Annotated in this window: 19 protein-coding genes; 8 read left to right on the top strand and 11 right to left on the bottom strand. The window is 54.1% G+C overall.

The genetic code is table 11. The features are described from left to right. Nucleotides 1–3: 3 nt before the first annotated feature. The 6 genes from ispU to rpsB all read right to left on the bottom strand — a co-directional run bounded on the left by ispU (nucleotide 4) and on the right by rpsB (nucleotide 5,578). Nucleotides 4–756, bottom strand: a complete 753-nt coding sequence (gene ispU, locus VIJ98_RS03810) for a (2E,6E)-farnesyl-diphosphate-specific ditrans,polycis-undecaprenyl-diphosphate synthase (RefSeq protein ID WP_007893909.1) — start codon at nucleotides 754–756, stop codon at nucleotides 4–6. 166 nt (nucleotides 757–922) lie between these two features. Further along, nucleotides 923–2,125: a 1-deoxy-D-xylulose-5-phosphate reductoisomerase gene (gene ispC / locus VIJ98_RS03805; RefSeq protein WP_193372753.1), complete on the bottom strand. Its 1,203-nt coding sequence runs from the start codon at nucleotides 2,123–2,125 to the stop codon at nucleotides 923–925. 119 nt (nucleotides 2,126–2,244) lie between these two features. Next, the gene (gene frr, locus VIJ98_RS03800) at nucleotides 2,245–2,802 is read right to left on the bottom strand and encodes a ribosome recycling factor (protein ID WP_036649587.1); all 558 of its coding nucleotides are present in this window, start codon (nucleotides 2,800–2,802) and stop codon (nucleotides 2,245–2,247) included. Nucleotides 2,803–2,944: 142 nt separating this feature from the next. Beyond that, nucleotides 2,945–3,670 (bottom strand): UMP kinase, encoded by a 726-nt coding sequence (gene pyrH, locus VIJ98_RS03795; protein ID WP_007893903.1) that lies wholly within the window; start codon nucleotides 3,668–3,670, stop codon nucleotides 2,945–2,947. Nucleotides 3,671–3,824: 154 nt separating this feature from the next. Next, nucleotides 3,825–4,676: a translation elongation factor Ts gene (tsf, locus tag VIJ98_RS03790; protein WP_008108484.1), complete on the bottom strand. Its 852-nt coding sequence runs from the start codon at nucleotides 4,674–4,676 to the stop codon at nucleotides 3,825–3,827. Between the two features lie 182 nt (nucleotides 4,677–4,858). Continuing rightward, nucleotides 4,859–5,578 (bottom strand): 30S ribosomal protein S2, encoded by a 720-nt coding sequence (gene rpsB, locus VIJ98_RS03785; RefSeq protein WP_007893898.1) that lies wholly within the window; start codon nucleotides 5,576–5,578, stop codon nucleotides 4,859–4,861. A 318-nt stretch (nucleotides 5,579–5,896) separates the two neighbouring features. On the opposite strand from rpsB, the gene map reads away from it, so the two are divergent. The 4 genes from map to VIJ98_RS03765 all read left to right on the top strand — a co-directional run bounded on the left by map (nucleotide 5,897) and on the right by VIJ98_RS03765 (nucleotide 11,111). After that, the gene (gene map, locus VIJ98_RS03780) at nucleotides 5,897–6,691 is read left to right on the top strand and encodes a type I methionyl aminopeptidase (protein ID WP_008108487.1); all 795 of its coding nucleotides are present in this window, start codon (nucleotides 5,897–5,899) and stop codon (nucleotides 6,689–6,691) included. Between the two features lie 70 nt (nucleotides 6,692–6,761). Next, nucleotides 6,762–9,416 (top strand): bifunctional uridylyltransferase/uridylyl-removing protein GlnD, encoded by a 2,655-nt coding sequence (gene glnD, locus VIJ98_RS03775; RefSeq protein WP_154193271.1) that lies wholly within the window; start codon nucleotides 6,762–6,764, stop codon nucleotides 9,414–9,416. A 187-nt stretch (nucleotides 9,417–9,603) separates the two neighbouring features. Further along, nucleotides 9,604–10,428, top strand: coding sequence for a 2,3,4,5-tetrahydropyridine-2,6-dicarboxylate N-succinyltransferase (gene dapD, locus VIJ98_RS03770; protein WP_008108489.1), 825 nt, complete (start codon nucleotides 9,604–9,606; stop codon nucleotides 10,426–10,428). Nucleotides 10,429–10,721: 293 nt separating this feature from the next. After that, on the top strand, nucleotides 10,722–11,111 hold the full coding sequence (locus tag VIJ98_RS03765; RefSeq protein ID WP_008108490.1) for a DUF3461 family protein: 390 nt from the start codon (nucleotides 10,722–10,724) through the stop codon (nucleotides 11,109–11,111). A 41-nt stretch (nucleotides 11,112–11,152) separates the two neighbouring features. Here the strand turns inward: VIJ98_RS03765 and VIJ98_RS03760 are convergent, their stop codons facing one another. The 4 genes from VIJ98_RS03760 to dgt form a co-directional block, all read right to left on the bottom strand. Continuing rightward, entirely contained in the window at nucleotides 11,153–12,382 is a 1,230-nt protein-coding gene (locus VIJ98_RS03760) for an alginate lyase family protein (protein WP_323272357.1), read from the bottom strand. Next, a complete protein-coding gene (locus tag VIJ98_RS03755) occupies nucleotides 12,382–13,539 on the bottom strand; it encodes a CdaR family transcriptional regulator (RefSeq protein WP_061718082.1) in 1,158 nt (385 codons plus the stop codon). The genes VIJ98_RS03760 and VIJ98_RS03755 overlap by 1 nt, the downstream gene beginning before the upstream one ends. A gap of 184 nt (nucleotides 13,540–13,723) precedes the next feature. Further along, nucleotides 13,724–15,172, bottom strand: coding sequence for a serine endoprotease DegP (gene degP / locus VIJ98_RS03750; protein WP_008108493.1), 1,449 nt, complete (start codon nucleotides 15,170–15,172; stop codon nucleotides 13,724–13,726). A gap of 136 nt (nucleotides 15,173–15,308) precedes the next feature. Beyond that, a complete protein-coding gene (dgt, locus tag VIJ98_RS03745; RefSeq protein ID WP_008108494.1) occupies nucleotides 15,309–16,802 on the bottom strand; it encodes a dGTPase in 1,494 nt (497 codons plus the stop codon). A gap of 97 nt (nucleotides 16,803–16,899) precedes the next feature. Here dgt and mtnN point away from each other — a divergent pair, with 97 nt between their 5' ends. From mtnN to VIJ98_RS03730, 3 genes are all read left to right on the top strand, one after another. After that, complete coding sequence (gene mtnN, locus VIJ98_RS03740; RefSeq protein WP_323272354.1) at nucleotides 16,900–17,598, top strand: 5'-methylthioadenosine/S-adenosylhomocysteine nucleosidase; 699 nt, start codon at nucleotides 16,900–16,902, stop codon at nucleotides 17,596–17,598. After that, nucleotides 17,591–18,400: a vitamin B12 ABC transporter substrate-binding protein BtuF gene (btuF, locus tag VIJ98_RS03735; RefSeq protein ID WP_323272352.1), complete on the top strand. Its 810-nt coding sequence runs from the start codon at nucleotides 17,591–17,593 to the stop codon at nucleotides 18,398–18,400. Before mtnN ends, btuF begins: the two co-directional genes overlap by 8 nt. Nucleotides 18,401–18,508: 108 nt before the next feature. Beyond that, on the top strand, nucleotides 18,509–18,760 hold the full coding sequence (locus VIJ98_RS03730; protein ID WP_008108497.1) for a hypothetical protein: 252 nt from the start codon (nucleotides 18,509–18,511) through the stop codon (nucleotides 18,758–18,760). A 35-nt stretch (nucleotides 18,761–18,795) separates the two neighbouring features. Here the strand turns inward: VIJ98_RS03730 and erpA are convergent, their stop codons facing one another. Then, nucleotides 18,796–19,143: an iron-sulfur cluster insertion protein ErpA gene (gene erpA, locus VIJ98_RS03725; RefSeq protein WP_007893884.1), complete on the bottom strand. Its 348-nt coding sequence runs from the start codon at nucleotides 19,141–19,143 to the stop codon at nucleotides 18,796–18,798. A 200-nt stretch (nucleotides 19,144–19,343) separates the two neighbouring features. Between erpA and hemL the strand changes: the two genes are divergently transcribed. Further along, the gene (hemL, locus tag VIJ98_RS03720; protein ID WP_008108498.1) at nucleotides 19,344–20,624 is read left to right on the top strand and encodes a glutamate-1-semialdehyde 2,1-aminomutase; all 1,281 of its coding nucleotides are present in this window, start codon (nucleotides 19,344–19,346) and stop codon (nucleotides 20,622–20,624) included. Nucleotides 20,625–20,681 lie beyond the last annotated feature (57 nt).

Here is a 20,681-nt window from a genome sequence, read left to right as displayed (position 1 = left end):
TGCTTAGGCGCCGCCTGGTGCAGTACCGCCATAGCGTCGCTCCCGCGTAGAGAATGCATTCAGTGCACCTTCAAAAACGTTTTCATCAAAATCAGGCCAAAGAACATCGGTAAACCAAAACTCAGCATAGGCGATTTGCCACAGCAGGAAGTTGCTAATCCGATGCTCTCCCCCGGTCCTTATCACTAAATCCACTGGCGCCAGCTCCTGCATACACAGATACGGAGCCAGGCTTTCTTCGGTAATCTGGTCAGGACGCAGTAAACCTTCCTGAACCTGTTCGGCCAATTTTCTGGCACCCTGGATAATATCCCAACGGCCGCCATAGTTGGCAGCAATGTTAAGGGTCAGTCCATTATTTTGCTGAGTCAGTTCCTCGGCGCGGCGAATGCGTTCCTGAATACGGTTATTGAAACGACTGATATCACCAATAATGCGCAGACGCACATTGTGCTTGTGCAGGCTTTTGACTTCGCTGTCGAGCGCCCAGACAAACAACTCCATTAATGCTGTCACTTCCTGAATCGGACGGCTCCAGTTTTCACTGCTAAACGCATAAAGCGTGAGCGCTTCCAGTTTATGGCTAACCGCAAAGCTGACAGCCCGGCGTACTGATTTTACCCCGGCTTTGTGGCCTGAAATACGCAGTTTGCCCTGATTTTTTGCCCAGCGACCATTACCATCCATAATGATGGCCACGTGACGTGGCGTGCAGTACGACTCGTCATCGATTGTGTTGTGATTGTTGGACGACATAACGCGTAATAATTCCTTTCATCAGAAATGCTGTGGTTTCTGAATACATTGCGCCTGCAGCAAACTCCGGCAAACACGCCAGATGACATCGAAACAATGTCGGGCTGTGAAACGCGAGCGAGCGACTATACCATTTTCACCCAGAGCGAACAAATAGCGGGAACTATCAACCTGCTAAACGAAAGCGCGGCAACAATTCATTGGCACGCACGCGCGCTAACCGATCGATCTCCATCACCTCGTCAATGCTGCCCGGCTCCTGACAACTCAGGGTCGCCAGCACTTCGCTGTTGATGGCGGCGATATCGGTAAAACGAATCTGGTGCTGCAGAAAAGCTGCCACCGCTACTTCATTCGCTGCGTTCAACGATGTCGTAGCGGCCTGACCTGTGGCACAGGCATCAATCGCAAGCTTCAGGCAGGGATAGCGCTCGTAGTCCGGCTCGGCAAACGTCAACGACTTCATGCGAGTGAAGTCGAGCGGCGTTACGCCCGCAGAGATACGTGCTGGCCATGCCATGCTGTGCGCGATAGGCGTCCGCATATCCGGAGAGCCCAGTTGCGCCAGCACGCTGCCGTCGCAATAACGCACCATCGAATGGATAACCGACTGCGGATGCAGGATCACCTCCATCTGCGCGTCAGTCGCATTAAACAGCCAGCGGGCTTCAATGTATTCAAGACCTTTATTCATCATGGTGGCCGAATCAACGGAGATTTTACGCCCCATTGACCAGTTCGGATGCGCACAAGCCTGATCCGGCGACATACCGGCTAAATCCGCTAATGGCGTGTCACGAAAAGGACCACCCGATCCCGTAAGGAGAATCGACTCGATGCCGTTCCCCCGCAGATCAGCGTACCCCAACTGATGCTGTATGGAAGCGGGTAAACTCTGAAAAATGGCGTTGTGCTCACTATCGACGGGTAGCAATTGCACCTGATGTTGGCGTACCGCCTCCATAAACAGACGGCCGCATGTGACAAGCGATTCTTTGTTGGCCAGCAGCACGGTTTTGCCGGCACGAATTGCGGCCATGGTAGGCTGTAAACCTGAGGCGCCAACAATCGCCGCCATCACTTGATCCACGTCATCCAGCGCGGCCAATTCGCAGGCAGCCTGAACGCCGGAGAGCACTTCAGTATTAACGTTGAGTGCTTTCAGTCGCTCACGCAGCGCTTGTGCAGATTTCTCGTCGGACATCGCAGCATAGCGAGGTTGGAATTGCAGGCATTGCTCAGCCATCAACGCCACATTCTGGCCGGCCACCAGCGCGGTCACCTGATAAAGTTCAGGATTTGCGGCAATCACCGCTAGCGTACTGGTACCAATGGAGCCGGTCGAACCCAGCAGAGTTAATCGCTTCATCATGCTATCCCTGTGAAGTCGTGGAGGGTGCCCGCAACGGCGCCGGACACAATGTAAAACGCCGCCAGAGTCGAACACGTCTCGTCTCTGAACGGCGTTTTGAAAAGCAGTTGATGGAATTAGAAGTCCATCAGTTCCTTTTCTTTATCGGCCAATGCCGCATCAACACTCTTGATGTGCGCATCGGTCATTTTCTGGATCTCATCCTGCGTACGACGTTCGTCGTCTTCGCTGATCTCTTTGTCTTTCAGCAGCGCTTTGATCTTGTCGTTCGCGTCACGACGGACGTTACGTACAGAGACACGGCCCTGCTCAGCTTCGCCACGTACGATCTTGATCAGATCTTTACGACGCTCTTCGGTCAGCGCTGGCAGCGGCACACGAATATCGCTACCGGCTGAGCTCGGGTTCAGACCCAAATCAGACGTCATAATCGCTTTCTCAACGGCAGCGCTCAAAGAGCGATCAAATACGTTGATTTTCAACGTACGTGAATCCTCTACTGTCACGCTAGCCAGCTGACGCAGCGGCGTAGGTGTACCGTAATAAGGAACCACAATGCCGTCGAGCAGTGAAGGTGAAGCACGGCCGGTGCGGATTTTGCTGATGTTGTTTTTAAATGCATCCACACATTTTTCCATGCGCGTGTCTGCATCTTTTTTAATGTCGTTAATCACGTTGAAACCCTTGAATTCGGTTGACCTGGCCATTTCCGGGCTAACCGGAAGCGGTATCGATAAACATCGATCATCCTAATTGCTGCGCGATGCCAGAGCATCGCGGCAAAAGAATATACCTTATTTTAACGTGCGTCGGGTATTAATGCGTAATCAGGGTGCCTTCTTTTTCACCCATCACGACGCGACGCAACGCGCCAGGCTTGTTCATGTTGAAGACGCGGATAGGCAGTTTGTGATCACGCGCCAGCGTAAAGGCGGCGAGATCCATCACTTTGAGCTCTTTATCCAACACTTCTGCATAGCTCAGTTGGTCATACAGCGTGGCATCCGGGTTTTTCACCGGATCTTCAGAGTAGACGCCGTCTACTTTGGTGGCTTTCAGTACCACGTCGGCTTCGATTTCGATGCCGCGCAGACAAGCTGCAGAGTCAGTGGTAAAGAACGGGTTGCCAGTACCGGCCGCAAAGATCACGACGCGGTTATTGCGCAGCAGGCTGATCGCTTCTGCCCAGCTGTAGTTGTCACACACGCCGTTCAGCGGAATCGCTGACATCAAGCGCGCATTGACATACGCACGGTGCAGCGCATCACGCATTGCCAGGCCATTCATTACTGTTGCCAGCATGCCCATATGGTCGCCGACCACACGGTTCATGCCCGCCTGGGCCAGACCTGCGCCGCGGAACAGGTTACCACCACCAATAACCACACCCACCTGAATGCCCAATTCAACCAGCTCTTTAACCTCTTGCGCCATGCGGTCAAGCACGCTCGCGTCGATGCCAAAACCTTCGGCACCTTGCAGTGCTTCGCCACTCAGTTTTAGCAGGATACGTTGATATACAGGTTTTGCGTTGGTCGCCATGGTCAGTTCTTCCTGGAAGATATGATGAAAAGGAGAAGTAAAATCTGGTCGATCATCCGCAAAGCCCGCGAGAAAAGCTATTGGGATGAGACTGAAAGTGCTGCACTAAATCGCAGACAAAAAAGAACCGCCTTGTGGCGGTTCTTTCGGACCATTAAGACTGTTTGGACATTGCAGCAACTTCTGCTGCGAAGTCAGCTTCAACTTTCTCAATGCCTTCACCCACTTCGAAGCGGATGAAGTTGATGACGTCAGCGTTTTTCTCTTTCAACGCCTGGCCAACGGTTTTGCTTGGATCGATAACGAAAGCCTGACCGGTCAGAGAAACTTCGCCGGTGAATTTCTTCATGCGGCCTTCAACCATTTTCTCTGCGATTTCTTTTGGCTTGCCAGACTGCATGGCGATGTCCAGCTGAACCTGGTACTCTTTCTCAACCACGTCTGCAGACACGTCTTCTGGCTTAACAAACTCTGGCTTGCTTGCAGCAATGTGCATAGCAACTTGCTTGCTCAGTTCTTCGTCAGCACCGGTGGTAGAAACAACCACACCGATACGTGCGCCATGCTGATAGCTGTTCAGCTCAGCGCCTTCCAGGATAGCAACACGACGGATGTTGATGTTCTCACCGATTTTAGTAACCAGCGCTACGCGTTCTTCTTCGAACTGCGCTTTCAGAACTTCCACATCGGTAACTTTGCCAGCGACAGCTGCATCCAGAACCTTGTCAGCAAACGCCTGGAAACCGCCATCTTTAGCAACGAAGTCGGTCTGGCAGTTTACTTCCAGGATCGCCGCGAAACCGTCAGCGATTTTGGTTTTGATCACGCCATCAGCAGCAACGTTGCCTGCTTTCTTAGCGGCTTTGATTGCGCCAGATTTGCGCATGTTCTCAATCGCCAGCTCGATGTCGCCGTTCGCTTCGGTCAGCGCTTTTTTGCAGTCCATCATGCCTGCGCCAGTACGCTCACGCAGTTCTTTTACCAATGCAGCGGTAATATCAGCCATTCCAGAATCCTCGATTCGTCTCTGTGTGCTCACACACTGTCAGAAACTTGTTGCGGAAAATTTACTCTGCCCCGCTCGCTCTGCAGTGAGCGTGACAGACTTAGATAAAATAAAGGGGCCTGAACGGCCCCCTTAACAGATAACATCTGATGTCTAAGGGCTCTTAGAAAGAGCGAACCTTATTAAGCTTCAGCAGCTTCTTCAGCCTGCTCAGCCAGATCCTGTGAACGGCCTTCGCGCACGGTAGTGGCAACGGCAGTCAGGTACAGGCTTACAGCACGGATCGCATCGTCGTTACCTGGGATAACGAAGTCAACGCCGTCTGGATCAGAGTTGGTATCAACGATAGCAAATACTGGGATACCCAGGTTGTTTGCTTCTTTGATAGCGATATGCTCGTGATCAGCGTCAACAACGAACAGTGCATCCGGCAGACCGCCCATATCTTTGATACCGCCCAGGCTGTTTTCCAGCTTGGCCAGTTCGCGAGTGCGCATCAGCGCTTCTTTCTTGGTCAGTTTGTCGAAAGTACCGTCCTGAGACTGAGACTCAAGATCTTTCAGGCGTTTGATTGACTGACGAACGGTTTTCCAGTTAGTCAGCATGCCACCCAACCAGCGGTGGTTTACGAAGAACTGGTCGCAGCTCAGAGCTGACTCTTTTACCGCTTCGGCAGCAGCGCGCTTAGTACCAACGATCAGAATCTTACCTTTACGGGAAGAGATCTTTTTCAACTCAGCCAGAGCGTCGTTGAACATTGGCACAGTCTGCTCGAGGTTGATGATGTGAACCTTGTTACGTGCGCCGAAGATGAATGGCTTCATTTTCGGGTTCCAGTAACGGGTCTGGTGACCAAAGTGAACACCAGCCTTGAGCATGTCGCGCATTGAAACAGTTGCCATGATTACCTCTAAAGTTTGATTTGGGGTTGGGCCTCCATGTATCCCATACGACCGACCTCTTTCAAGGCACCCCGGCGTATGTGTCGATACATGTGTGTTTTAGTACACATAATGAGTTTTATGCGTTTCCTGCCAGCCAAACGTCGGTGACAGAGAATCGTCGGCGCGCTTTATACCACAATGCGCAGGAATACGCCAATAGTAGTTGAGCGCCGCAGGCGCAGACAATCGCCATTTGGCAGCCCTTTTGCTGGCTGCTAACATGACTGCCACAGAACTCATTATTGTCGAAAATTTCGACGATTGCGGATTAATTTAATGGCTATTTCAATTAAAACCCCTGAAGAAATCGAAAAAATGCGCGTTGCGGGCCGCCTTGCGGCTGAAGTGCTGGAGATGATTGCACCGCACGTGGTGCCTGGCGTCACCACCGGTGAACTGGATCGTCTCTGCCACGAACACATCACGCAGAAGCAGCAGGCGATTTCCGCCTGCCTCGGCTATCACGGCTTCCCGAAGTCGGTGTGTATTTCGGTGAATGAAGTGGTATGTCACGGTATTCCGAGCGACGATCGTGTGCTGAAAGATGGCGACGTGGTTAACGTCGATGTCACGGTGATCAAAGATGAGTATCACGGCGATACCTCAAAAATGTTCATCGTCGGCAAAGCGACCATTCAGGGTGAGCGCCTGTGTCGCGTTACCCAGGAAAGTCTCTATATCGCGCTGCGTCTGGTGAAGCCGGGGATTCGTCTGCGTGAGCTGGGCCGTGCGATTCAGCAGTATGTCGAAGCCCAGGATTTTTCAGTGGTGCGCGAGTATTGCGGTCACGGCATTGGCAAAGGCTTCCATGAAGAACCGCAGGTCCTGCATTACGACGCGGATGACAGCGGCGTGGTATTGCAAGCAGGCATGACCTTCACCATCGAACCTATGGTGAATGCCGGTGATTACCGCATCCGCACCATGAAGGATGGCTGGACCGTGAAAACCAAAGATCGCAGCTTGTCCGCACAGTATGAGCATACTATTGTGGTGACAGAAAACGGCTGTGAGATTCTGACGCTGCGTGAAGACGACACCATTCCAGCGGTGCTCGAAAACGTCGCGTAATCATCTCGCTGACAGTACCAGGCCGGCTTATAGCTGGCCTTTTTTATGTGCGTAATGAAGAGGCATGTTGATGAGTGGTAGCGTGACCGAAGCAGTACACAAAGGCCTGACCGATTCCCCCGCCAGCTGGCCCGATGACGCCCTGACGCGCGACAAGCTCAAACAGTATCTCGAGCAATTCCAGCAGCATCTGGGTATCGCATTTGATGCGGGCACCGATATCGAATCGCTGATCGATGCGCGCACGCTGTTTATCGACCGCTTATTGCGTCGCCTGTGGCGCTTCTTTGGTTTCGACCAGATGAAGGAGATCGCGCTGGTTGCCGTTGGCGGCTATGGTCGCGGCGAACTGCATCCGCTCTCCGATATTGATGTACTGATCCTCAGCCGCCAGCCGCTGGATGACGCAGCCGCGCAGCGCACCAGCGAACTGCTAACGCTGATGTGGGATTTGAAGCTGGAAGTCGGTCATAGCGTACGTACGCTGGAAGAGTGCCTGCTGGAAGGCTTATCCGATCTCACTGTCGCCACCAATCTTATCGAATCGCGCATGCTCACCGGCGATGTAGCGCTGTTTCTCGAACTGCAAAAGAACATCTTCAGTGATGGCTTCTGGCCGTCGTCGCGCTTCTTCGCCGCCAAAATTGAAGAGCAGCAGGAGCGCCACCAGCGCTATCACGGCACCAGCTACAACCTTGAACCGGATATCAAAAGCAGCCCCGGCGGCCTGCGCGACATTCACACGCTGCAATGGGTGGCGCGCCGTCACTTTGGCGCCACCACCATGGATGAAATGGTCGGTTTCGGCTTTATCACCGAAGCGGAACGCAATGAAATCAATGAGTGTCAGGAATTTTTGTGGCGCATTCGTTTTGCGCTGCACTTAACGCTGACGCGTTATGACAACCGCCTGCTGTTCGATCGCCAACTGACCGTCGCTCAACGCCTCAACTATTTGGGCGAGGTCAACGAGCCGGTTGAGCGCATGATGAAGGACTTCTACCGCGTTACGCGCCGCATCGGCGAACTTAATCAGATGCTGCTGCAGCTATTCGATGAAGCGATTCTGGCGCTGTCGACCACTGAAAAACCGCGCAATATTGATGATGACTTCCAGATTCGCGGTGACCTCATTGACCTGCGCGATCTCTCGCTGTTTGAGCGTGAGCCGCAAGCCATCCTGCGTATGTTCTACGTGATGGTACGCAACGAAAATATCAAAGGTATTTACTCCACCACGCTGCGGCAGTTGCGCTATGCGCGCCGCCATCTGAAACAGCCGCTGTGCCAGATTCCTGAAGCGCGTGAAACCTTTATGGCGATTCTGCGTCATCCGGGCGCGGTAAAGCGCGCGCTGGTGCCGATGCATCGTCACAGCGTGCTGTGGGCGTATACGCCGCTGTGGGGCAACATCGTCGGCCAGATGCAGTTCGATCTGTTCCACGCTTACACGGTGGATGAGCACACCATCCGCGTACTGCAAAAACTGGAGAGTTTTGCCGACGAAGCCACGCGCCCGATGCATCCGCTGTGCGTTGAACTCTGGCCGCGTCTGCCGCAACCGGAACTGCTGCTGATGGCCGCGCTGCTGCACGATATCGCCAAGGGCCGCAACGGCGATCACTCGATTCTCGGCGCGCAGGATGCGCTCGACTTCGCCGAATTACACGGTCTCAACTCCCGCGAAACCCAGCTGGTTGCCTGGCTGGTTCGCCATCATTTATTGATGTCAGTGACCGCGCAGCGCCGCGACATTCAGGATCCCACGGTAATTCAGCAGTTCGCCGAAGTGATGCAGAACGAAAACCGCCTGCGCTATCTGGCGTGTCTGACGGTTTCCGATATCTGCGCCACCAATGAAAGCTTGTGGAACAGTTGGAAGCAGAGCCTGTTGCGCGAGCTGTTCTTCGCAACCGAAAAACAGCTGCGCCGCGGCATGGAAAATAGCCCGGATCTGCGCGAACGCGTACGTCATCATCGCTTGCAAGCACTGGCGCTGCTGCGCATGGAAAACCTCGACGAAGAGCGTTTGCACCATATCTGGAGCCGCTGCCGCGCCGACTATTTCCTGCGCCACACGCCGAATCAGCTCGCCTGGCATGCGCGTCATTTGATTCACCACGATCTCAACAAACCGCTGGTGCTGGTCAGCCCGCAGGCCACACGCGGCGGTACCGAAATCTTTATCTGGAGCCCGGATCGTCCGCACCTGTTTGCAGCGGTGGCCGGCGAGTTGGATCGCCGCAATCTAAGCGTGCATGATGCGCAGATCTTTACCAGCCGCGATGGCATGGCAATGGACACCTTTATTGTGCTGGAGCCAGATGGCAGCCCGCTGGCCGCCGATCGCCATCCGCTGATCATTCAGGCGCTGGAACAAGCCATCACGCAGAACGAATGGGTGCCGCCGCGTACGCGCCGTCAGTCCGCGCGCCTCAAGCATTTCAGTGTCGATACCGAAGTCAACTTCCTGCCAACGCACACCGACCGCCGCAGCTATCTGGAATTGGTCGCGCTCGATCAGCCCGGCTTGCTGGCGCGCGTAGGTGAAGTGTTCGCTGATTTGGGGGTTTCGCTGCATGGCGCACGCATCAGTACGATTGGTGAGCGGGTTGAGGATCTTTTCATCCTCGCCGATAGTGAGCGGCGTGCGCTTGGGGTGGAAATGCGCAATGTGTTGCAACAGAGGTTGACAGAAGCCCTTAATCCAAACGATAAACAGTGACCTGGCTTTCATCCTTCACGTTGCAGGTGCGTTGGCTTTCCTCGCTCACCCCGGTCACATACTGATGTATGCTCCCGGGGATTCGCTGCGTCGCCGCCTTCCTGCACCATGAATGATGTTTGCCAGGTAATTTAACTATGTACGCTATTTGGCGTGCATTCCGCTTTGACAGAATCAGGAAATAAATATGCAACAGTTACAGAGCGTTATCGAATCTGCCTTTGAACGCCGCGCCGACATCACGCCATCTAGCGTAGACAGCGCGACCCGCGATGCTATCACCCAGGTTATTGGCCTGCTGGATAGCGGTGAACTGCGCGTGTCTGAAAAGATCAACGGTGAGTGGGTAACGCATCAGTGGCTGAAGAAAGCGGTGCTGTTGTCGTTCCGCATCAACGACAACCAGGTCATGGAAGGTTCTGAAACTCGCTTTTACGACAAAGTGCCAATGAAGTTTGCTGGCTGGGATGAAGCGCGTTTCAAAAATGCCGGTTTCCGCGTAGTGCCACCGGCTGCTGTGCGTCAGGGCGCATTCATCGCGCGTAACACCGTGCTGATGCCTTCTTACGTCAACATCGGCGCTTACGTTGATGAAGGCACCATGGTTGATACCTGGGCGACCGTGGGTTCTTGCGCGCAGATCGGTAAAAACGTCCACCTGTCAGGCGGCGTGGGCATCGGTGGCGTGCTGGAGCCGCTGCAGGCCAATCCAACCATCATCGAAGATAACTGCTTCATCGGCGCACGTTCAGAAATCGTTGAAGGCGTCATTGTTGAAGAAGGTTCAGTGATCTCAATGGGCGTTTACATCGGCCAGAGCACCAAAATCTTTGACCGCGAAACCGGCGAAGTGCATTACGGTCGCGTACCTGCGGGTTCGGTAGTGGTTTCAGGCAACCTGCCGTCAAAAGATGGTAGCTACAGCCTGTACTGCGCGGTGATCGTGAAGAAAGTTGATGCTAAAACCCTCAGCAAAACAGGCATTAACGAATTGCTGCGCAGCATCGACTAAGCTTTTCCTGCCTGTAAATCTTCCCGACGGGCCTGGCTACAGGCCCGTAATTATTTGTTTACACTCCCGCCTGAATTACCTGTTTCGCGCCGCGAATTAACACGTGCGTTTATTTTTCAAACAGTTCATAATCCGCGCCAAGTTAACTCCGGTCGCGCACTGTTCATCCCGGTTTTTGTGTCTACAGTTGATTAAGTATGCCGTAAGCGTTCCGGTTGCCGCGTTTCTGCTGCATCCCGAATGATGATGATAGTCCTGCGCGCTCACCCACTCTTAGATGGAATATAAACGCTATGTACGACAACCTGAAAAGCTTAGGTATCAGCTCTCCTGAAGACATCGACCGTTACAGCCTGCGTCAGGAAGCTAACAACGACATTCTTAAAATCTACTTCCGCAAAGACAAAGGTGAATTCTTCGCTAAAAGCGTGAAATTCAAATATCCACGTCAGCGCAAAACCGTCGTCGCCGATCACACCAGCCAGGGTTACAAAGAAGTGCAGGAAATCAGCCCGAACCTGCGTTACGTGATCGATGAGCTGGACCAGATTTGCCAGCGCGACCAGGTTGAAGTGGATCTGAAGCGTAAAATTCTGGCGGATCTGCGCCATCTGGAAAGCGTGGTCTCTAACAAAATCGCTGAGATCGAATCAGACCTCGACCAGCTGACCCGCAATAAATAATTGTTCGCTTTTGAAAACAGGCCAGCTAATGCTGGCCTTTTTTATGGCTGCTGATAAGGCAGCGAAAGCAGCCACGTATCGCGCTGTGCCTGCATCACCGCCCCGCTGTTTTGATCTTTCCATTGCGTCTGCCTGATCCACTGCTGATAACGCGGCTGCTGCAAACTGTTGTCGGCCATTGAAAGCAGCGGAATGATGCGTTGGCTCACCCGATCGCGGTTTTTCCACGGCCAGACTTTACTGGCATCGCTGTACGGCGCCATCATGTCCAGCGCATCCAGCAATGAGCCGCTTTGCTGTTGCCTGCTATGCCACAAATCACCCAATCCCGCTTTACCGGCCAACTGTGCCAATGCAGTAAGCGCCTGCAGATTGAAGTAGCTGTAATGGAAGGATCGCGTGCGCGCTAACTCTGCGGGCTGGCTGCCATCGGCTCGGATTTGCAGCGCAATTTTACTGCGTGCCAGCCCCACCATCGCTTTAACCGTCTCACGATCGCCGAGATACCAGGCAATTCCCGCCACCTGCGTGCAATACCAGCTGCCATGATTATTCGCCGCCGCCGCTTCTCTCAGTGCTAACGGATTGTGCCGCAGCCAGTGCAGATACTCGCTAAACCAAAAATGCATCGCCTGCTGATCGGCTGGCTGCCAACCGGGCGCACTACGCAGCAAAGTCAGCGCATCCACCACGCGCGTGGCAAAGTAGCGTCCATCCAGCACGCCATCATGGCGGCCTGAGGATCGGCCCGGAATTCCCTGCGCAAAGTTTAGATTCGGATGCATGCGGCTGGCGGGATCGATAAACCAATGGCGCATCATCGCTAGCGCTTTATCGGCATAACGTTGATCGCCAGAAAAATACCAGGCCAGCGTCAGTGCCTGAAAATCAGCGGTAAAGCGCGCCAGCCGCACACCATCACTTTGTTCATTCTTACTGGCGGGATTCACTTCGCCGTCGCGACGCTGCCACGGCAAGCCGTCTGCGCTGCTGTCGTCCGGCCACCAATAAGCGCTCAGGCTTAAATAATCCTGCTTCGAGCCGCTCGGCGGCAGCATACCTTTATCGGTGACGCTGGGATTGGGGTGTTTCAGCGCGTTATCCGCCTGCTGCTTTAACTGATGCCAGGCATCGATCGTGGGCGGCGCAGCTTGATGATGTGCCAGCTGCTGCTTAATCCGCTGAAGATCGTTTAAAGAGAGAAAGACCGGATCGTTAGCCACACTTAGCGCGCTATACAGCCACAGCAGCACAATCCACAGGTTTCTCATTAACTTTGCTCATCCAGTTGTAGCGCCACATACAGCAACAAACGATCGTCGAAGTTGCCCAGATCGAGACCGGTAAGCTCGGAAATACGATTGAGGCGATACTCCAGCGTGTTGCGGTGAATAAACAGCGCGCGCGCCGTAGCGCTGGGTTGCACATTATGGCTAAACCACGCCACCAATGTACGCCGCAGCAAACCATTGTTATCCATACTTTTCAGCTTCGCCAGCGGGCGCGCCAGTTCGTTGGCCTGCCAGCCCCCGCGTAAACTGTCGAGCAGCACTGGCAGCACCAGATCCTGATAAAAATAGCTGCGCTGTTCCGGCATGCGCTGTTTGCCCACCATCATGGTGGTGCGCGCGGTACGGTACGAACGTGCGATGCTGCCGGGACCGGTAAAGTAGTTGCCGAGCGCGATACGCATACGCACCTGTCCGCTCTCTTTCATGCGTTGCAGCAGTTGATCCACGCGACGACGATGATCGTCCTGATCGTAGCGGCCATGCGCATTCAGTGCCGGTTTCAGCACCACCATTTCGGTGAGTGAAACAATCGCAATCAGATTGTCACGCTCCGGCGTGGTCAGCAGCGTTTGCAGCTGCTGTAGTTCGGACATGGCGCTATCGACGCCAAGCTGGCCGCTGTCCACTTCCACCACCGCCACCACACGCGGCTGATTGAGATCGATGCCGAGCCGCTGCGCCCATTCGCTCAGCGCTGGCGATAAGGTTTCGCTGCGCACCAGATTCAGCACCAATTCTTCACGCAAGCGGCTGTCCTGCGCCAGCATATGCAGCAACCGCGCCTGCTCCAGCATCATTTCAGCGGTCATACACACCAACTCGCCATAATGACGCAGCGTTGCTGGTTGGCCGGTCAAACCGATTACGCCGACGATGTCGCCATCAATACGCAGCGGCAAATTGATGCCGGGACGCACGCCGTGCAGATGTTTTGCTACCGCTTCGTCAATGTCCACCACGCGGCCTTGTGACAGCACCAGCAGCGCGCCTTCGTGCAATTCGCCAATACGTTCACGATCGCCACTGCCGATGATGCGACCGCGCGCATCCATCACGTTGACATTGCTATCAATAATTTGCATGGTGCGGGCAACAATATCCTGAGCCAGTCGCGCATCGAGATGATAGGTGGCCATCAAACACTCCGGAGATAAGGACGAACAGACAGAATACGCATCCGTTAAGGCGCTGACATTGTGCAGTTGCACATAGCCGTGGGGATTATGCGGGATTTGCGGTAAGCGTCACATTCAGTACCGGACATTTGCACAGACACAAAAAAGGCGAGCCGAAGCTCGCCTGTTATCAACAACCTGAAACTTACTGCATCAGCAAATACAAACTGCTGTCACCGCGCTGTACGTTCAGTGCCAGCACCGAAGGTTTGGTATCAAGCACTTTACGCAGCTCGCCAAGGTTAGCCACGGCTTGCTGGTTCACGCCGAGAATCACGTCACCTTTCTTCAGACCGATACGCGCCGCTGCGCTGCCCGGTTTAACGCTATCGACACGCACGCCTTTCTGGCCATTTGTATCGATATTGCTGAGATCGGCACCTTCAATGCCGGTGTAGATGGTGGCGGACTGCACTTTATCCTGCGAGCTCTGCTGCAGTTCAACCGTGACGTTCACCGGTTTGCCTTCGCGTAGCAGACCCAGTTGCAGCTTGGTGCCGACCGGCAGCGAGCCGACTTCTGCACGCAGCGCCGCGAAGCTGGTCAGCGCTTTACCGTTCATCGACACCACTACGTCACCCGCTTTCACGCCGGCTTTCGCCGCTGCGGAATTCGGCAGCACCTGGCTAACAAAGGCGCCGCGCTGCGCATCGACTTTCATCGCTTTCGCCAGCTCAGAGTTCAGCTCGGTGCCCATAATGCCCAGCTCGCCGCGTTTCACCTGGCCGTACTCAACCATCTGTGCAGTCAGGTTTTTCACCATTGAACTTGGGATCGCAAAGCCGATACCGATGTTGCCGCCGTCCGGCGCCAGAATCGCGGTGTTAATCCCGATCAGCTCACCGTTAAGGTTAACCAACGCGCCGCCGGAGTTACCCCGGTTGATCGCCGCATCGGTCTGGATGAAGTTTTCATAGTTTTCAACGTTCAGGCCGCTGCGACCCAGCGCTGAAACAATCCCCGAGGTCACGGTTTCTCCGAGGCCGTACGGGTTACCGATCGCCACGGTGTAATCACCGACGCGCAGGTTGTCAGAGTCGGCAATTTTGATTGCGGTGAGGTTTTTCGCATCCTGCAGCTGAATCAGCGCGATATCTGACTGCGGATCTTTACCAATTACTTTGGCATCGTAGCGACGGCCATCGCTGAGCTGAACCTGAATTTTGGTCGCGTTATCCACCACGTGGTTGTTAGTCACCACATAGCCTTTATCCGCGTTAATTACCACGCCAGAACCGAGCGCACGGAACTGCTGTTTCTGCGCGTTAGCACCGCCATCCGCGCCGCCGCCGTCACCGCCCGCGCCGTTTTGGCACATTGGCGAACTCTGGAACGGTGATCCGTCCTGGCAGAACGGAGAATTATCACCAAAGAATTGCTGGAACTGCTGTGGCATACGCGGTGTTTTAACCGTCGTCGTGCCTTCCACGCTGATACTCACCACGGACGGCATAACTTTTTCCAGCATCGGTGCCAGGCTTGGCAACTGCTGGCTGGAAGAAGAAGCGGTCTCTGCGGCAAATACACTCACAGGGCTCAACGCCGTCGCGCCGAAACTCAGCGCCAACGCCAGCATAATTGTGTTTTTTTTCATTTATCTGTGTCTCTCTAAGAATTACGGCCAGACCATTGCTGTGGTCGTGATGGTGAGATTAAGTTTTTAGCGCGAAGTTCCTAATAAAGTTTTAGGCAAAGGTAAAAAATTGTTCTTCGTCTTTACAATTCTGCGCTTATTCAACCGCCATTAAACGACGATATTCATCCCAGGCATAATTGTCCGTCATCCCGCTAATGTAGTCCTGAATCAGGCGCGCACGATAATAACGTTCCCACAACAGGCGCTGATATTTATGCTCAACAATTAATGAACGCATGTGTTGCTGATAGGCTTTGCGATGTTTGCCGGAAAGCTTATGAAACAGCCGGGTTTCAATTGGATGCTTTGCCAGAAAATCCTCGTTCATCAAGGTAGTAAATTGCTCGTAATCCAGCAACAGCAGTGACTGATATATTTCGAGCAAACCTTTAATCACCCGATAACCCTGTAATTCCAGTTGTTCAACTTCCGGATGATTAAACACCTGCTGACGCGCCACCGTTTTAAACAGTTTCAGCAAGCGCCCTTCTTCGCCATCATCTTCCAGTAAGGCGTGATTAAAATCGCCTTCGAAAATAGCCGGCAAGTTGTCGATGAAACGCTTAACCGCATGGCTAACTAAGACATTTTGTACGTTAACCCGCAGCGACATAAAGAATTGATCGCTGATACTGCGGCGTTTTTTCTGATTAGCCTCTTTCCAGGCATCGCCGATGGTGCGGCTGAAAACATCGCCGGTTTTTACCGTGCCCCAGGCATCGAGTAAATGCTTATACAGCGTTTCAACATGGAAGATGTCTTTTTCTACGGCGTCATCCAGATCGGCAATGCAATAAGAGATATCGTCGGCGGCTTCCATTATCCAGGTGAGCGGAAAACGATGGTGCTCTTTTATATTCGTTGCCTCGCGTAACTCAGCCACATATTCACGCTCAGATAAATAGAAACCCGGTTTTTTCATTAATACGCTAAATTCAGCCGGTTTATCGCCTTGCCACCATGCGGGCGCGGTATATTTCAAAATACAGGCGACCTGCGCATAGCTGAGATTGAGTTGCAGCAGCGTGTGCACCAGGCGAATCGCCTGGGCGTTACCCTCGAAATGGCATAAATCTTGACGAATCATTGCATTTAACTGGTCAAAAGCAGAACGCTCTGATTCATCGGCAACACCCGCCACCAGCGGATCGACCAGCTCGGCAGGCAGATTATCATCGAACCAGTCATTGATCGCCGCTTCACCAAAGTGACCAAACGGCGGATTGCCAACATCGTGCAGCAAACAGGCCATCTCAATCAGGCTTTCAAAGGCACCTTCGAACTCATCCAGTCCATAATTTGCCAGCCCGCCGCCCTGCGTTTTCAGCGCTTGCAGAATCTCTTTGGTGATATAACGCCCGGTTTGCTGTACTTCCAGCGAGTGCGTCAAACGCGAACGCACCGCCGCGTTGCGCTCTAGCGGGAATACCTGAGTTTTCTGTTGCAGACGACGAATCGCGGCGGAGTTAATAATACGTCCGCGATCGCTTTCAAAGTGGCGGGTAATAAAGTATTCCCCTTCGGGATCTTTGCGGCTGGTATAAGGGCGGGTGAAACTGATCTTCTTCCTGAAATTGATCGTCGCCATAATTACCCCTTATTTTTTCGTGAATTCTTCCTCAATCAGCCATGTTAGACTATGCCTCACTTTTGCGGGTTACATCCATTAAATTAGCGAGATTCTTATGAAAGTAGGCATTATTGGCGCGATGGAGCAGGAAGTTACTCTGCTGCGTGACAAAATCGAAAACCGCCAGACACTGACGCTGGCCGGCTGCGAAATTTACACCGGCACGCTGAACGGTGTTGAAGTGGCGCTGCTGAAATCAGGCATCGGTAAAGTGGCTGCCGCGCTCGGCACCACCTTGCTGCTCCAGCTATGCAAGCCGGATGTAGTGATCAACACCGGTTCTGCTGGCGGATTGGCGCCAACGCTGAAAGTGGGCGATATCGTGGTGTCCGATGAAGTGCGCTATCACGACGCCGACGTCACCGCCTTCGGTTACGAGCCAGGCCAGATGGCCGGTTGCCCCGCGGCTTTCGTGGCAGATGACAAACTGATTGCCGCCGCTGAGCGGGTTATCAAGCAGCTCGACCTCAACGCGGTACGCGGTTTGGTAGTGAGCGGCGATGCCTTTATCAACGGTGCTGCACCGCTGGCGCGTATCCGCACCACCTTCCCGCAGGCGATTGCAGTGGAGATGGAAGCGACCGCGATCGGTCACGTTTGCCATCAGTTCAGGGTGCCTTTTGTGGTGGTGCGCGCGATTTCTGACGTCGCCGATCAGGAATCACACCTGAGCTTTGACGAGTTCCTCAGCGTTGCGGCAAAACAGTCTTCACTGATGGTTGAAAACCTGCTGGTTCAGCTGGCGCGTGGCTAAAACTCTGCTGCTTGGGCTGTTGCTGCTGTGCAACAGCCTGTTCGCCGCCGCGCCGCGCGTTATTACGCTTTCGCCCCATCTGACCGAACTGGCTTTCGCCGCGGGCATTACGCCGCTGGCCGTCAGCGCCTTCTCCGATTATCCCGCGCAGGCTAACGGGCTGGAACAGGTGGCGAACTGGCAAGGCATCAAAGTAGAACGCATTCTGCAACTCAAGCCGGATGTGGTGCTGGCGTGGCGTGGCGGTAATCCGCAGCGACAAATCGAACAGCTGCAACGTTTCGGGATTAAGGTTGAGTGGATCGATCCACAAACCATTGATCAAATGATCGATGCGCTGGCGGCGTTACAGCGCTGGAGTCCGCAGCCGCAGCAAGCCATTGATGCGGCGCAGGCATTACGCGCGCAGGAAGCGGCGCTGCGTAAGCAATATCAGCAAAGTACGCCGATCCCGCTGTTTTTGCAGTTTGGTCAGCAGCCGCTGTTTACGGCTTCGCGTAACACCATGCAAAACCAGGTCATTGAACTTTGCGGCGGCAGGAATATTTTTGCCGATAGCAGCGTCAGTTGGCCGCAGGTGAGCCGTGAACAAGTACTGATGCGCCATCCGCAGGCGATTGTGATTGGCGGTAACGCCGCACACGCCGCCAGCATTGCCAAATTCTGGCAGCCGCAGCTGGATGTGCCGGTGATCGCCATCAATGACGACTGGCTGAGCCGTCCGGGGCCTCGCATGCTGCTGGCGGCGAAACAGCTGTGTGCAGATTTACATCCGACGAAAAAAAGCACCAATAAAGATTAAAGATCCGGCAGAAATTGTCGTAAATCATAATACAAGGCGCAGCGGCCACGTATGCTCTGTGCCCATTTTTAGCGCTTAGCGCAATTTTGTCTTCACCAGGAACTATTCATGACCAGAGCACTGCTGCTGGCCATAGGGCTCGTGATCGCTGCACCACTGAGTGCGGCCACGTCGACCGGCTCTATCGCCGTCACCTTGACGTTATTCTCGCGTTGCGATATCTCACGCCAGAATGAACACACTCTGCCGACGGTGGATTGTGGACGCCATTTCAGCGCGCAGCCGCGCATTACCGAACGTGTGTTAAAACGCGATGCCACGCGCCGTGAATCTGCGCGTTTAGTGACAATTGAGTGGTAGGAATCTGGCTACCAGAACGGCAGCCAGAAGCAGCATTAGATGCTGAAGGAAGAACCGCAACCACAGGTGGTTTTGGCATTCGGGTTGGTCACGATAAAACGTGAACCTTCCAGGCCTTCGGTGTAATCCACGGAACCGCCCACCAGATATTGCAGGCTCATTGGATCCACCACCAGCGCCACGCCTTGTTTCTCGATGGTCATGTCGCCGTCATTCATTTGATCGTCAAAGGTGAAGCCGTACTGGAAACCGCTGCAACCGCCGCCGGTAATATAGACGCGCAATTTCAGCTCAGGATTCTCTTCATCAGAAATCAGGTTTTTCACTTTTTTTGCTGCTGCATCAGTGAATTGCAAAGGCAGCGCTGCTAAGTCGTCACTCATCTTTTACTCCGGGTAAACGTCGAGGTCAGAAAACGACCTTAATTTCGCTATTATCTGCCAGCCGTCCAGTGCAATCAAGTCTCAAGCTTGACACTGCGTGCCGCCGTATGCGCAGGAAAGTATATACCCTAAACTTTAGCGCAAGCCTTTATTCCCGTAGAATGGCGCCAGATTTTTTCCCGAACAGCAGGAGCAGAACAATGAGTAAGTCCGAAAACCTGTATGCCGCAGCGCAACGCCTGATCCCCGGCGGTGTGAACTCTCCGGTACGTGCATTTACCGGTGTAGGCGGTGTGCCGCTGTTCATCGAACGCGCTGACGGTGCGTATCTGTATGACGCCGACGGCAAAGGCTATATCGATTATGTCGGTTCGTGGGGCCCGATGGTGCTGGGTCACAACAACGCCAACATCCGTAACGCGGTGATTGAAGCCGCCGCGCGCGGTCTGAGCTTCGGCGCGCCGACCGAGATGGAAGTAAAAATGGCCGAGCTGGTGTGCGAGCTGGTGCCTAGCATGGACATGGTGCGCATGGTTAACTCCGGCACCGAAGCCACCATGAGCGCCATTCGCCTGGCGCGCGGCTTCACCCATCGCGACAAAATCATCAAGTTCGAAGGCTGCTATCACGGCCACGCCGACTGCCTGCTGGTGAAAGCCGGTTCCGGCGCGCTGACGCTGGGCCAGCCAAACTCGCCGGGCGTACCGGCAGATTTCGCAAAACACACGCTGACCTGCACCTACAACGATCTCAGCACCGTGCGTGCGGCTTTCGAGCAATATCCTGAGGATATCGCCTGCATCATCGTTGAGCCGGTCGCGGGTAACATGAACTGCATTCCACCGCAGCCGGACTTCCTGCCGGGCCTGCGTGCGCTGTGTGACGAATTCGGCGCGCTGCTGATCATCGACGAAGTGATGACCGGCTTCCGTGTCGCGCTGGGCGGTGCTCAAGCGTATTACGACGTGACGCCCGATCTGACCTGCCTGGGTAAAATCATCGGCGGCGGCATGCCTGTTGGTGCTTTTGGTGGTCGTCGCGATGTGATGGATGCGCTGGCGCCAACCGGTCCGGTTTATCAGGCCGGTACTTTGTCCGGTAACCCGATTGCCATGGCGGCGGGCTTTGCATGTCTGTCGCAGATTGCGCAGCCAGGTACGCACAGCACGCTGACCGATCTGACCACGCAGTTAGCGCAAGGCTTGCTGGCCGCAGCGAAAGCCGAAAACATTCCGCTGGTGATCAACCACGTGGGCGGCATGTTCGGGATTTTCTTCACCGACGCCGATGAAGTCACCTGCTACCAGGACGTGACTCAGTGTGACGTTGAACGCTTCAAGCGCTTCTTCCACCTGATGCTGGAAGAAGGCGTTTACCTCGCGCCATCCGCTTTCGAAGCCGGCTTTATGTCGCTGGCGCACAGCAAAGAAGATATTCAGCGCACCATCGATGCCGCACGTCGCAGCTTCGCGAAACTGTAAAATTGCTAAATGCGATCCTACGCATTTTCGTAGGGTCGCCATTAATGGCGACCAACA

The organism is Pantoea sp. S18, from assembly GCF_045689705.1.
GTDB lineage: Bacteria > Pseudomonadota > Gammaproteobacteria > Enterobacterales > Enterobacteriaceae > Pantoea > Pantoea symbiotica.
This window is presented reverse-complemented; position numbering and strand designations above follow the sequence as displayed.